10 protein-coding genes are annotated in these 13,699 nt (G+C 66.7%); 5 read left to right on the top strand and 5 right to left on the bottom strand.

Annotation, left to right across the window (positions count from 1 at the left end):
- Positions 1-225: 225 nt before the first annotated feature.
- Genes IGS60_RS11335 through IGS60_RS11350 form a run of 4 tightly spaced genes read right to left on the bottom strand, consistent with a single transcriptional unit; the run spans position 226 to position 6,269 of the window.
- The gene (locus IGS60_RS11335) at positions 226-2,934 is read right to left on the bottom strand and encodes a bpX6 domain-containing protein (RefSeq protein ID WP_230504368.1); all 2,709 of its coding nucleotides are present in this window, start codon (positions 2,932-2,934) and stop codon (positions 226-228) included.
- The gene (locus tag IGS60_RS11340; protein ID WP_230504370.1) at positions 2,924-4,735 is read right to left on the bottom strand and encodes a hypothetical protein; all 1,812 of its coding nucleotides are present in this window, start codon (positions 4,733-4,735) and stop codon (positions 2,924-2,926) included. Before IGS60_RS11340 ends, IGS60_RS11335 begins: the two co-directional genes overlap by 11 nt.
- Positions 4,732-5,148: a hypothetical protein gene (locus IGS60_RS11345; RefSeq protein ID WP_070288922.1), complete on the bottom strand. Its 417-nt coding sequence runs from the start codon at positions 5,146-5,148 to the stop codon at positions 4,732-4,734. Before IGS60_RS11345 ends, IGS60_RS11340 begins: the two co-directional genes overlap by 4 nt.
- Positions 5,148-6,269 carry an AAA family ATPase gene (locus IGS60_RS11350; protein ID WP_230504372.1) on the bottom strand — a complete coding sequence of 374 codons (1,122 nt, stop codon included), beginning with the start codon at positions 6,267-6,269 and terminating at the stop codon, positions 5,148-5,150. The genes IGS60_RS11345 and IGS60_RS11350 overlap by 1 nt, the downstream gene beginning before the upstream one ends.
- A 371-nt stretch (positions 6,270-6,640) precedes the next feature.
- On the opposite strand from IGS60_RS11350, the gene IGS60_RS11355 reads away from it, so the two are divergent.
- Positions 6,641-9,100 (top strand): DUF3772 domain-containing protein, encoded by a 2,460-nt coding sequence (locus IGS60_RS11355; RefSeq protein ID WP_230504374.1) that lies wholly within the window; start codon positions 6,641-6,643, stop codon positions 9,098-9,100.
- Positions 9,101-9,110: 10 nt separating this feature from the next.
- Here IGS60_RS11355 and IGS60_RS11360 read toward each other — a convergent pair whose 3' ends face one another.
- Positions 9,111-9,599, bottom strand: coding sequence for a DUF2938 domain-containing protein (locus tag IGS60_RS11360; RefSeq protein WP_070223321.1), 489 nt, complete (start codon positions 9,597-9,599; stop codon positions 9,111-9,113).
- Between the two features lie 63 nt (positions 9,600-9,662).
- Here IGS60_RS11360 and IGS60_RS11365 point away from each other — a divergent pair, with 63 nt between their 5' ends.
- From IGS60_RS11365 to IGS60_RS11380, 4 genes are all read left to right on the top strand, one after another.
- Complete coding sequence (locus IGS60_RS11365; RefSeq protein WP_099408188.1) at positions 9,663-10,307, top strand: metalloregulator ArsR/SmtB family transcription factor; 645 nt, start codon at positions 9,663-9,665, stop codon at positions 10,305-10,307.
- A complete protein-coding gene (locus IGS60_RS11370; protein WP_275527878.1) occupies positions 10,304-10,819 on the top strand; it encodes a ClbS/DfsB family four-helix bundle protein in 516 nt (171 codons plus the stop codon). Before IGS60_RS11365 ends, IGS60_RS11370 begins: the two co-directional genes overlap by 4 nt.
- A gap of 96 nt (positions 10,820-10,915) precedes the next feature.
- On the top strand, positions 10,916-12,631 hold the full coding sequence (locus tag IGS60_RS11375; RefSeq protein ID WP_230504376.1) for an NAD+ synthase: 1,716 nt from the start codon (positions 10,916-10,918) through the stop codon (positions 12,629-12,631).
- Positions 12,628-13,683: a bifunctional nicotinamide-nucleotide adenylyltransferase/Nudix hydroxylase gene (locus IGS60_RS11380; RefSeq protein WP_230504378.1), complete on the top strand. Its 1,056-nt coding sequence runs from the start codon at positions 12,628-12,630 to the stop codon at positions 13,681-13,683. Before IGS60_RS11375 ends, IGS60_RS11380 begins: the two co-directional genes overlap by 4 nt.
- The last annotated feature ends 16 nt before the right edge of the window (positions 13,684-13,699 follow it).

Here is a 13,699-nt window from a genome sequence, read left to right on the forward strand (position 1 = left end):
TAACCGGCGCTCTGCGGCGTTGCCCGCTGCTAGCAGTGCTCGCACTGCGTCGCAGCGGGCGCCTTGCATAGCATCCGGTTCTGTTCGTCATAAATTCGCAATAATTTCCTGAGGATTACTTAGCAGGAGGTGAAATACGGTCCCGGTGCGTCTTCCGGGGCGACGCACCGATTCCTTTCCCGACATCCCCAATATGTTCGGGTATCCGATTAACCCGGCACGCGTCTACGCCAGCGTCAAGGTGTGCACCTGGCTGTTTTCGCAGTCGATATCGATCAGCCGGCCCGCGTCGTCGCACAGCAGGATGTGGCCGTCATTGACATGCACGCGTGCCGCATCGCATTCGTCCAGCCGCAATTGGGCCAGGACGGTTCCCGTTCCGCCATCGGCCACCAGGCATTCCATGGGGCTGTCGTCGTCGAGGTGGCTGCGCACCATCAGCAAGCCTGCCGCCTGGGTCACCTCGGGAACCGAGGCAATCGCCTGCAACGGTAGCGTCAAGGGCGCAGTGGCGCCGCCGTGATGCACTTGCAGGTAGCGAGGCCCGTCATCCCCCATGATGCAGACCAGGGTGGGCGCATCGCGCGCGCTATGCGGCAGCAGCGCCAGCACTGGATCGCGTGGATGCGGGAAGCTGTCGCGCTGCAGCAGGCGGCGCGCGGGCAATTGATAGCGCCATTGCTGGATGCCTTCTGCCGTCGCCAGCAGCAAGGTCTGTACGCCAGGCTCTTCCTGGAAGGCGACCACCCGCCCTGGCAAGTCGGCCACTTGCCAGCTCACCGCCAACTGATCCTTGCTGCTGTCGATGGCGACGAGGCGGTTGTCGATCACCGCGTTCCAGATCAGGCCGTCATAGTTGTCGGCCCAGAAGCGCAGTGGCTGGATGATCCAGTCCGACACTTTGCGCGCGATCAAGTCGATGCGGCTGACGCGCCACATGCTGTCGCGCTGCACCAGCGCCAGCGCACGCTGGCCGCCGGCCGCCATCACCAGCCGCGTCGCCGGCACTGGGAACTGCGCCAGTTGCCGGCCATGCCGGTCGATGCGCACCACGCCGCCCTCGCCCAGCGCCAGCAGGTAATGGCCGTCCGGCAGGCGCCGGGCATCATGGATCGTCAACAGGCCGCGTTCGGCCAGATGCACCCGCAGCGGCTTGCGGCGCTTGCGCAGCTCCTGGGGCGGCACCATGGCAGGCAGGGTCAATGCCGACAGATCGGCCCGCAGGACGGCGCCGTCGGACAGTGACAGCAGCTTGGTCATTGCCTTCTTGTCGAATGCGATACGTTCGCCCATGCGGTCGGCCAGCAAGGGGTGCATGAGTTCCGCCGCCACGCGTCGGGTGGCGGGCGAATGCAGCGACAGCGCCAGCAATTCCGTGCCCAGGCGCATGCGCTGCTGCGCGCCTTCGTCGCTGTCGTCGTCGAGCAGCTGCAGCACGGCCGCTTCGCTGTCGGCCAGGCTGGCTGGCAGCAAGGCCAGCTTTTTGAGGAGGGCACGCATGCCCAGCACGCCCCCCGTGCGCTCGCCTTCCAGCAGCCATGCCAGCGCCTTGTCCTGCTGCTCCGGCAATGGCCAGATGGCTTCCGCCGCTTCGCTCAGCTGGCCGCGCATGGCCAGATCCTCGGCCCATAGCAAGCGCATCTCCGGTGCCTGCGGACTCTTGCGCCGTTCCAGCAACTGGACCGCCGCGGCAAACGCTTGGCCGAGCCGGGCCAGCTTCACCGCCCGTTCGACGTCGCCTGCCATGCACCACAGGCGCACGGCGACTTCCGGCGCCAGCTCCATGGTTTCCGCCAGTTGCGCGGCTTGCTTGATGCGGCCCTTTTTCTCCAGATAGTCGACTGCCTCGCTACCGCACTTGAGCAGTTCCGCCAGCACGTAGGTGGCTTCGTCGATCTTGCCTTCACGATCGAGCCGCTCAAAGGTGGCGCGGTAGGTCGCGCGCAAGTATTGCTCCAGCTCGCCGCCGAGGCTGATCGAGCTGATCGCCTGGCCGGGGCCGGAAATTTCCAGGCTGGTGCGCGGGCGCGGCGTGCCGAAGGCGGGACGGCGCGCTGGCGACAGGGTGTCGAGCGGGATCGCATGGCGCAGGGCTTCTTTCATGTCGCCCTGTTCCAGCAGCTGCATCATCTTGCGCAGATAAGCGGCCTGGCGCCAGCCGATCACCGTGGAGGCGCGCGTCATGATCGCCAGCCGGGTCGCCAGCGCGGCCAGGCGCTGCTGCAGCGCCGATGGCGGTCGCTGTTGCCGGCCGCTGTCCGCCTGCGCGGATGCGGCCTGCTTGCCGCCGCCGAACAGCTTGATCAAGCCCAGCGGTATGGCGCCCAGCAGGACGGCCGCCACGCCCGTCACCGCCAGCGCGATGCCGGCGCCGCGCCGCATGGCCTTGGCGCCGTGCTGCGCCTTGTCCATCTGGCGTAGAAACGCTTCGCGTTTGTCGCTGGGCGGTGCCAGCGCGCCTGCGAAGATGTCGCGCACGGGCAGCGTTTCCAGCAAGGCCGCAGTTGCCGCAGCCGCAGCGGCTGGCGGCGGGCGCAATGGCGCATGCAGGGGAATCGCGCGCAGATCGAGCCAGGCGGCCGGGTCGATACGCGGCGCCGCCGCAAGGCTGATCAGCTGCGCCTGCGCCGCGCGCACCAGCCAGATGCCGGACGGAGGCGTGACCGCCCGTTCGTCCGCCGCCAGTGGCGCGCTGCTGAGGATGCCCGCCTGTTCGCACAGCGGCAAGCCGTCCAGCGCGGCGCACTGGCCGTAGCGCGGCGTCGCCAGCAACAACAGGAAACCATCGTGCACCCGGTGCAGTCGCGCGCCCGGCGCCCAGTGCCGCAGCACGCGGCGGCGCACCTCGGCCTCGCCCAGCAGGGCCAGGTCGAACCACAGCGCATGCACCAGCTGCATGCCGTCATACAGGGGGCGGCGTATCTTATGACTCATCAATGTCTCGATCGCAGGAAATTTGCAACAGCGGCTGCTCGTCATCGATATGGCGCACGACGAGGGTGCTGCTCTTGGCCGTGATCCAGGCGATGCGCGCGCTGGCAGGATCCATGCTGGCTTGCTGTATCGCTTCGGGTGACGTGGCCAGCGTGTAGCGCAGATGGCCGACCCGCAATTCGATGCGGTAGCGGCCCGGATGCAGCACCACCAGGCCGGGCTTGGGGTGTTTTTCGCTGATGGCCACGCCCAGCACGGCGGCGTTGTCGTCGATGTCCATCGCTTCGCCCATGGCGTGGCTGCCGACCCACCAGCGGCTCGGGCCGGTTTTGAGCGCCAGCAGGTTGCCGCTGTGCCCGGCGTGCTCGCCTTTCAAGGCGCCATGCAGCAGCCTGCTGCCTTGTTGCGCGATCCGTTGCATCTTGTACGGGGTCGCATTCTGGCGATGCCAGTGATACAGCTGCACGCCGTCGCCATCGGCGCAGCCGATATACAGCGAGTCGCCCAGCTGGTCAGCGCCGATCACATTGTCGAGCACAGCCCGGAAGGAAACCGTGGACGCCACCTTGTGCGATGCCGCCGGAGCCGCCTGCCAGCAAACCAGCCGTCTTTTGGTATCGAGTACAACGACATGTTCGTAGCAATTGACGTTGTGGTTGGCCAGCAGATAGAACGTCTGCAACCATCGTCCCATGCCGGGCGGCGCATGGAATTGTTCCAGCGGCGGCCGGTCGCACATGATCGGTTTGCTGGAAAACAGGGGACCGGGAAAGTTGTGAAAACCCAGCGTGCCGCCGGCCGAGGTAATACAGGACAGCGCCGGCTTGAACACGCCGGCTGCCAGGATGGCGCCATGCTTCGGCGCGGAGATGATGCGCGGCTTGCCGGGTTTGACGGACGCCGACTGGGGCACGTGATAGACGATGGCGCCGCCATTGAGTTGCGGCGCGCACACGAGATTGCCGCCGCTGGCGAAGCGCGGCGCCTGTGCGCGTGACGGCTGGTGGCCGTGGTGATGGATCACGCCCGCTGGCGCGCGCGGCGCAAACGGTTTTCGCAGCAGGCGCACGCCTGTCGGCGCGTCGGGCAATTCCAGTTGCACCGTGCGGTAGTCATGCCGCTGCCGCAGGCTGACATTCAGATGGTTGCCGCAGAGGGCGCGGCGAATCGCCACCCGCTCACGCGCCTGCCTGGGCGCCTCGCCGGCAACGCCGATCAGCCAGCAGTCGGCCAGGTCGCCGCCAAGCCTGGTTTGCCACTGCTCGCGCGCGTTGGCGGGCGCTGCGTGCAGGGTGCGCGACTGGATCAGCTTGCGCAAGCCTTCTTTTTTCGTGTCTTCGGACAGGATACCGGGCAGCTGCCAGATGCCCCAGCTGAACCGGGCGCCAGCCTGCTGCGCGCGGCGCGCCAGCAGGATGAACAGCGCCAAATGTGCGAGACGCGGCTCGCCCAGCTGGGATGGCCCCGCGTCGAACAGCACCACGCTGTGCAGCGAGCGCTGGTGTACCGCCGGCTCGGGGCCGTTGAACAGCAGCTCGCCACTGGCGGCGCGGCGCAGGAATTCATCCGGCTCGGCATCGGCATACACCCATTGCGTCATCAGCAGGCGCTCGTACTGGCCGCGCCGCACGATGTTGCCGATACCGGCCGGATCGGCACCGCGCTCCAGGGTGGCGGTACTGAGTTTGCCGACCAGCGGATGCAGGCGCAGCAGCAGTGCGCCGACGGCGGGCGCCAGGTCGGGCGGAAACAGCGTGAGCCATGGTGCCCACGGCTCGAGTGCGGTTGGCAGCGAGGTCATGCCAACTCCTGGGCCAGCCAGTCCAGCAAGGATGGTGTCAGTGTCTGGGCCGCAGCCAGCGGGAGCAGCAGCTCCGGCGCGGGCCACAGCAGTACCGGGCTGCTGCCGGCCCGTTCGATCAGATTGGTTTGCACCAGGTCTGCCGGCAGCGCCGGCTCCAGATGCGTGGGCGTCCACAGATTCGGGGCTTGCGGATGCGGGGCGCAGTAGCGCGCGCCGTCGACCCATGGCAATGCATCGTTCGCGCCCAGCAGCACCATCAGGTCACGCGTCGCCACCACCGACAAGGCCAGCAACTGGCTGGCAGTGCAGGTGCGCAGGCGCGCCAGCAGCACGGGGGCCAGCGTCGCTGGCGCCACCATGCCGGCCGGCGCCAGCGCGGTGACGCGCGTTTGCCATGCCATCACCGGCATCAGACTGTGCTCGCCGCGGCGATCAACTGCTGGCGGCGCTGCGCCAGTTGCTCGGGTAGTTGCGCGGCATCAAAGTTGGCGTCGATTTCGCGCAGCAGCGCTTCGATGCGCGGGCGGGTATCACCAGCGCCGCTGTTCGCCAATAGCAGGTCGGCGCTTTCGGCCAGGCGCGCCAGCCGCGCCATCGGCTGCTGGGCGGCCTGCTCGACCACCGCGTGCAGCAGTGGATGGCTGGCTTCCGCCAGCAGTTCGCGCAGGATTTCGCGCGCGCTGAGCTGGCCTGCCGCCGTCGGTATCACGTACAGCAGCGGCCACAGGTCGGCGCGGGTGGCCGCCTTGCGGCCGGCCAGCACGGCCGCCGCCGCGATCAGCTGCTGGGCCTTGACGATGCGGCGGTCCGACAGTTGTACCTGGGCCTGGCGCAGCAGGCGGATCGCCTGTGCCAGCGCCAGCCGCACGCCCTCCATGTCGACCTGCGGCACGGCCTGGTTCAGCACGTCGAGGCTGGACAGGTCGAGCATGGCCGTCACCTGGTGCTGGCCGGCAGCCCAACCGCCTGCCAGCAGATCCTCCAGACGGTTGTCGGGCACCGGCTCGACAAACACGTGTAGCAGGAAGCGGTCGGCGAACGCTGCCAGGCCCTCATCCTCGGGTAGCGCGTTGGCGGCGCCGACACAGACCCGCAGCGGGCACTCAATGCGCGTATGGCCGCGCCGGAACTGGCGTTCGTTCAGCAGTCCCAGCAAGGTATTGAGGATGGCGGTCGAGCCAAGGAAAACTTCGTCGAGGAAGGCGATTTCCGCTTCAGGCAGCATGCCGGCGATATCGGTTTCCACCTGGCCCACGCGCAGTTTGCTCAGGTTGACGGGGCCGAACAGCTCGGATGGCTCCGTGAAACGGCCCAGCAGATATTCGAAATACTGTCCGCCAAGGCTCTGCGCCACGCGCCGTACCACAGCGCTCTTCGCCGTGCCGGGGGGACCAATCACCAGCAAATGTTCCCTTGCCACGGCCGCCAGGATCATCAGTTCGGCCAGTTGTTCGCGATCGACCAGGCCTGCGGTGGCCTCGCGAATGGCGGCTCGTAAATGCTGCGCGGCTTGATTCACAGGCAATGTCATGGGTGCTCGCGTTGATATAGAGAATAATTTAATATTTTAACAAGAAGCTGATATATTGTCTTGTGGAAATTTTTTTGTAAACATCAAGACCATTGCGGTCCCTGGCCGCCGCTTTTGCGGGCCGCCGGACGGGCATGATACGGGATGGAAATGGCGCCCTGCGGCCGCTGGCTGGCACGGGCTTGCTCTTGCCGCACGAAAATATCCGTCAGCGATCGCAGGAGTGCGCTAGTCTGTCGATGTTTGCCGTACAGTTCAGCAACTCCCGTACTACCCGTCGTTTCCGGCCCCCTGCAGAGGCATTTCACAGCCGCGCACGCCGGTGCGATGCCGTCTTGATACCACTTGTCTCACCTGGCCCATAGGACCGCATGATTTCATTCCGTACCCCCCACTGTTTGTCCGCGCGCCGGCGCGGCTGGCTGCTGCCGCTGCTATTGAGCCTGCTGCTGGCTTGTTCCTTATCAACACCTGCCGCCTGGGCGCAACCAGTCGATGACGCCGCCACGGCCGACCAGCGCCTCGATGGCTTGCGCAAGCAGATTACAACCATCCAGAAGGCGCTCGATGGCGAGGCGGAACTCGATGACGCGACCCTGTCGCAGATGCGCGCCGATGCGCTGGCGGCCAGCGCCGAGGCCGACAAGGTGGCCGATGCGCTCGTGCCTACGCTGTCGAGCGTGCAGGCGCGGCTGGCCGAGCTGGGCAAGCCGGTGGCGGGCACGAAAGACGCCCCCGACGTGGCGGCCCAGCGCAGCCAGCTGGACCGCACCAGCAGCGCGCTCGATGCGCAGGTGAAATTGGCGCGCTTGCTGGCCGTGGAAGCGACGCAGGCGTCGGAGCAAGTGTCGACGGTGCGTCGCGCGCAGTTGCAGGCGCGCCTGGGTGAACGCACGGCGTCGATACTGGCCGGCTCGTTCTGGAAGCAACTGCATGCGGAATTGCCGCAGAATCTGCAGCGCCTGCGGGCGCTGGAGGGGGAATTGACGAACGCGGCAAGCGCCACGCCGTGGTCGGCCTGGGGTGGCTTGTTGGCCGGCATCGTGGCCGTGTTCGGCGCCAGCGTCTGGGCTTCGCGCTATCTGCTGGTGATCACGGCCACGCGCGTGCCGCATGGCCGTTTGCGCCGTTCGCTGCATGCGCTGGCCGTGCTGGTGCTGGCGGCGGCCACGCCGGGCCTGGTGGCCGAATTGCTGGCCATGGGGCTGCGCTGGGATGGCGGTCTGTCCGAAAAAACCTCGACTTTCCTCAGCAGCTTGATCGGCATCATCTGTTTTGCCGGCTTTACGGCAGGGCTCGGCCACGCGCTGCTGTCGCCACGCCGTGTATCGTGGCGCTTGCTGCCCCTGCCCGATGCGCTGGCGCACCGCATGCGCAATTTTCCATCGATGTTTTCCTTCATCGTCGTGCTCGTGTGGGCGACGGAACGGGTCACCATCGTCATCAATGCGGGCCTGTCGACGGCCGTGGCCGTCAATTGCATCGTCGCCCTCGTGATGAGCACGACCATCGCCTACGGCCTGATGCGGGCCGAGCGCTGCTGGCGCCAGTTGCGCGAGGCCGATCCCGCCACCCTGGTCACGCCCCTGTGGCTGCGCTGCGTCACGGTGCTGCTGTGGCTGGCGCTGGCATCGAGCGTCATTAGCTTGCTGGTCGGCTATGTGGCGTTCGGCAGTTTTATTGCCAAGCAAATCGCCTGGGTCATCGTGGTGCTGTGCAGCACCTATCTGCTGACGGTACTGGTCGACGATATCTGCATGCTGCTGGCCTCGACCCCGCCCCCGCCGGACGCCGCCCATCCTGTGCTGGCCACGCCCAAGGCGCGCGACCAGGCGGCCGTGCTGCTGTCGGGCATCGGCCGCGCCATCGTCGTACTGCTGGCCCTGATGCTGCTGCTGGCGCCGTTTGGCGAAGGTCCGGGCGAGCTGTTCCAGCGCGTGGGCAAGCTGCAGGATGGCCTGGCCATCGGCGAGGTGGCGATCCGCCCGGCCGCCATGATCCAGGCGCTGCTGGTGCTGGTCGTCGGCTTTATCGCGCTGGGCCTGTTCAAGCGCTGGCTGCAAAACAGTTATTTGCCGACCACCAATCTCGATACCGGCATGCAAGTGTCGTTCATCACCCTGTTCGGCTACATCGGCGGCGTGCTGGCCGTGGCGCTGGCCCTGTCGGCGGCCGGCATCGGCCTGGAACGCATCGCCTGGGTGGCGTCGGCCTTGTCGGTGGGTATCGGTTTCGGCTTGCAGGCGGTGGTGCAGAACTTCGTTTCCGGCTTGATCCTGCTGGCCGAGCGCCCTGTGAAAGTGGGCGACTGGGTCTCGCTCGGCGGCGTGGAGGGCGATATCCGCCGCATCAATGTGCGCGCCACGGAAATTCAGCTGAGCGACCGTTCGACAGTGATCGTGCCGAACTCGGAATTCATTACCAAGACGGTGCGCAATGTCACGCTGGCCAATCCGCTGGGCCTGGTGCAAGTCAAGCTGCCGCTGCCGCTGGGCACGGATGCGCAGGAGGCGCGCGCGCTGATCCTGTCCGTCTTTGTCGACAATCCCGACGTGCTCGATACGCCGGCGCCCAGCGTGCAGCTCGATGGCATTGACAATGGCCTGTTGTTGTTCAACGCCACCGGCTTTGCCTCGTCGCCGCGCCTGACGTCGGGCATCCGCAGCGCGCTGCTGTTCGAACTGCTCAAGCGCCTGGACGATGCGCACATCGCGATCGCCAAGCCCAGCACGATGGTGCTGAGCACCTTGCCGGCGCAGCCCGAGGCGCCGGCCATGTCAGCGGTGGCCGCCGCACCGGCACCGGCGCCCGTGCCGCCGCTGACGAGCTAGTCGGCACAAGTCAGCGCACGGTCGACCACAGCAGGGCCGCCAGGTACAGGCCGATGCCGAACGCCGTGTGCGCCATCAGGCTGCGCAGGCGGGCGGCCGCCGGATGCGGCGTTTTGCTGGCGGCCAGGCCGGCGCCCATGCCCGGCTGCAAGATGCAAAACGGCGCGGCCACGCTCACCAGGCCCGCCAGCAAGGCCGGCGCGAACGTCGGCCCTTGCACCCACTCCCGTCCCACCAGCGCCAGCAGCACGGCCGCAAACAGCACGCCGATGGCGTAATGGGCCGTCCAGCCCAGGATGGCTTCATCGCGCACGGGCGCCGCCTGGGCGATGTTGACGTGGGTGAAAGTACCGCGCGGGAGATGGCCGAGCCAGCGTCCCACCATCGCCAAGTTCAGCGAGGGTATGCACCAGAAGCGCTTTAACGCCACCGCCCACACATCCATCACCGCCGTCGCGCCCACGCCGATCGCCAGGGCATCGAGCCAGAGTATTTGCATCGTGTCTCCCTTATAACATTCAATTGATTGCTTGAATGTTATAAGGGTGCTAGCATCGTGTCAATGAAAAATGCCGATATTGAATTGCTTGCCGGTTCCGCCGGGTTTGCCCATATTTTAGGCAGCGCGCCGCGCTTGCGCCTGCTCGAGCAGATCGCGCACGGCGAGTATGCGGTGGAGCAACTGGTGGAGTTGACGGGCTTGTCCGTGGCGAATACCTCGCAGCATTTGCAACAGTTGCGGCGCGCCGGTTTCGTGCAGGCGCGGCGCGACGGCAAGCGCGTGCTGTACCGGCTCGGCAACGGTCCTGTCATGCAGTTGCTCGCTGCGCTGGACGTGTATGCGCAGCACCAGCGCAGCGAGCTGCAGGCGCTGGGCCGGGGCGACCATGTGGAAGCGATCACGGGCGACGAACTGCGGGAACGCATGCAGGAAGCCAGCATCACCGTGCTCGACGTGCGGCCCGCGCAGGAATTTGCCGCCGGCCACTTGCCCGGCGCGATCAATATTCCGTTTGACGACTTGCAGCGCCGCCTGGGCGAATTGCCCGCGAACGCGGAGATCGCCGCCTACTGCCGCGGCCCGTACTGCGTGCTGTCCGTGCAAGCCGTGGCGGCCCTGCGCCAGCACGGCTTGCAGGCGCGCCGTCTGGGCAGCGGCTACGACGACTGGCAGGCGGCCGGCTTGCCTGTCGTGAAGGCGGCATGATGGCGATTCCGAACAGCAAGCAGGAACTGGTCGACGCCATCAACAGCACGTACGCCAAGCTGATGCAGGAGCTGGCACGCGTGCCGCCGGCCTTGGCACGCGATCCCGTGCTGGAGGGGCAAGTGAAAGGCACGCGCATGAGCGTGTGCGATCTGCTTGCCTATCTGGTGGGCTGGAACGAGCTGGTCTTGCACTGGCACGCCCAGCTGCGCGACGGCAAACGCATCGAGGATATCGCCTTTCCCGCCGAAGGTTTCACGTGGAACGCTCTGGGAAAACTGGCGCAGCGCTTTTATGCCGACTATGCTGAACTGGGCATGGACGACTTGCTGCAGCGCCTGGAGCAGGCGAAAAACCAGCTGCTGGCGCTGGTCGACGCGCACGACGACGCGCAATTGTATGGCCAGCCCTGGTACACGCATTACACGATGGGGCGCATGATCCAGTTCAATACGGCGTCGCCGTATGCGAACGCGTGCACGCGCTTGCGGGCCTGGCGCAAGACCTTGTAGCGCAGCGACTGGCAGGCTTGCACGATTGCATCAGTACGCTCAGAAAACTTTTCAGGCAGGATAGTGGTTTCAAGCGGAACCAATTGAAGGATCACCATGCTGACCATCGCCCTTGCCCAGATGAATCCCACCGTGGGCGACTTCGACGCCAATGTCGCCGCCATCACCGCGCGCATGGCCCGCGCCAGCAGCGATGGCGCCGACTTGCTTGTGTGCCCCGAACTGTCGCTGTGCGCGTACTACCCGGGCGACCTGTTCGAAGATGCCGCCTTCCTGCGCGGCCTGCAGCAGGCGCTGAACAAGCTGCTGCAAGCGTCCACGCGCTGGCCGGCGCTGGTCACCGTCATCGGCACGGCGCGGCCCAACCCCGGCGTCGGCAAGCCCTTGTACAACGCCTTGCTGGCCATCCGCGACGGGCGCATCGTGGCCGAATACTACAAGCAGCTGCTGCCGACCTACGGCATCTTCGACGAGGGCCGCCATTTCGAGCCGGGCCCGCCCGGCGCCTGCACCCTCGATATCGCCGGCTGCAAGGTCGGTTTCATGATTTGCGAGGATGGCTGGAACGACGACGGCCGCACCTACGCCGTCAACCCGTTTGAAACCTTGCATGCGGCGCGGCCCGATCTCATCGTCAGCATCAATGCCAGCCCGTCCGACATCGGCAAGCGCGCGCAGCGCCACGCCGTGTTTGGCGCCGCCTGCCAGCGCGTGAATCTGCCCCTGCTGTTCGTCAACCAGGTGGGCGGCCAGGATCAGCTCGTGTTCGACGGCGCCTCGTTCGCCATCTCGCCGGGCGTCGGCGTGCAATTCGAGGCGGCCCGCTTCGTCGAGGATTTTCAATTGCTGCGTTTTGCCGATGGGCGTTTCGCGCAGAAGGACGGCGCGGCGTTTCCCGTGCCGGACCCGGACGGCATCCCCGCCGTCGAATTTGCGCGCCGCCAGATCGTGCTCGGCTTGCGCGACTACGCGCGCCGCTGCCGCTTTACGCAAGTCGTCGTCGGCTGCTCGGGCGGCATCGATTCGGCACTGACCCTGGCGCTGGCCGTCGAAGCGCTCGGCGCGGACAACGTGGTGGCGATCACCATGCCGTCCGTGTTTTCCAGCGCCGGCTCCGTCACCGATTCCGTCGCCCTGTGCGCCAACCTGGGCATCGCCCTGACCACGCACCCGATCCGCGACATCGTGGCGCAGTATGAAGCCGGCTACGCGGCCGCCTTCGACGGCAAGCTGCAGGGACTGCCGCTGGAAAACCTGCAGGCGCGGGTGCGCGGCACGATATTGATGGAATACTCGAACGCGTTCGGCGCCCTGCTGCTCACCACCGGCAACAAGAGCGAAATCTCGGTCGGCTACTGCACCCTGTACGGCGACACGAACGGGGGCCTGGGCTTGATCGGCGACCTGTATAAAACGGAGGTCTTCGCCCTGTCGCGCCACCTCAACGCCAGCGCCGGGCGCGAACTGATTCCTGTGGCCGTGCTGGAGAAACCGCCGTCGGCGGAGCTGGCGCCGGGCCAGCGCGACACCGACAGCTTGCCGCCATACCCGGTGCTCGATGAAATTCTGAAGTGGCATATCGAGGGACGGCGTTTGCCGGCGGCCGAAAGCGCACAGGCGCTGACCCTGGTCGACCAGCTGCGCGAGACGGACGAGGGGCGCGCGCTCGTGACGCGCATCCTCGGCATGGTCGCCCGCAACGAATACAAACGGCGCCAGGCGGCGCCCATCATCCGCGTGCGTTCGCGCGCCTTTGGCAGCGGCCGTCAATTGCCGATCGCCGCCCACTACCCGACCGGAGACGACGCATGACCTTATCCTATGGCGCCGACGCGGCCATCCTGATCGGCCGTTTCCAGCCTTTTCATAACGGCCATGCCGGCTTGCTGCAGAAGGCACTGACGACGGCCGCGCAAGTGGTGGTGGTGCTCGGTTCCGCCTTCCATGCGCGCAGTCCTAAAAACCCGTTTACGTGGCAGGAGCGGGCCGCCATGATCGCCGCCACCCTGCCCGAGGATCAGCGCGCGCGCGTGCATTACGTGGCCGTGCGCGATTACTACGACGATGGCCTGTGGGCCGACGCCGTGCGGCGCGCCGTGGCGGGCGCCGTGGCCACGGCGCAGCGCATCGCCCTGGTGGCCTGCTTCAAGGACGCCACCAGCTATTACCTGCACCACTTCCCCCACTGGCAGTTACTGAATCTGGAGATCGACCCTGGCGCACCGATAGGCGCGACGGCGATCCGCAACGTGCTGTTCGAGGCGGAAGACGTCGACGTGTCGCTGAGCGCCGTGGCGCAGCTGCTGCCGCCGGCCATCGGCCAGTATCTGAAAGCGTGGACCTTGTTGCCGTGGTACGCGCCGCTGGTGCAGGAATACCGCGCCATCGAGGCCTACAAGGCGCGCTGGAAAGTGGCGCCGTATGCGCCCATCTTCACGACCGTCGATGCGCTGGTGCAGACGGGTGGCCACGTGCTGCTCGTGCGCCGTGGCGGCTATCCGGGCAAGGGCCTGTGGGCCTTGCCGGGCGGCTTCCTCGAGCCGCGCGAACGGCTGCTGCAGGGGGCGTTGCGCGAGCTGGCGGAAGAAACCCAGCTGGGCGTGCTGGCGCCCACCCTCGTCGAGGCGCTGGTGGGCGTGGCCGTGTTCGACCACCCGGACCGCAGCCAGCGCGGGCGTACCATCACGCACGCGCATTATTTCGACCTGAAGACGCGCCAGTTGCCGGCCGTGACGGCGGCCGACGACGCGGCGCTGGCGCAGTGGGTGCCCGTGGCGTCGCTGCCGGCCATGGAAGAGCAATTCTTCGAAGACCACTTCCACATCCTGAACCACTTCCTCAAGCTCACGCAAGAGGGGCGCTGAGGGGCGCAAACCCCTC

The sequence above is a fragment of the Janthinobacterium sp. FW305-128 genome, from assembly GCF_020858135.1.
In the GTDB taxonomy this organism is placed as follows: domain Bacteria; phylum Pseudomonadota; class Gammaproteobacteria; order Burkholderiales; family Burkholderiaceae_D; genus Janthinobacterium.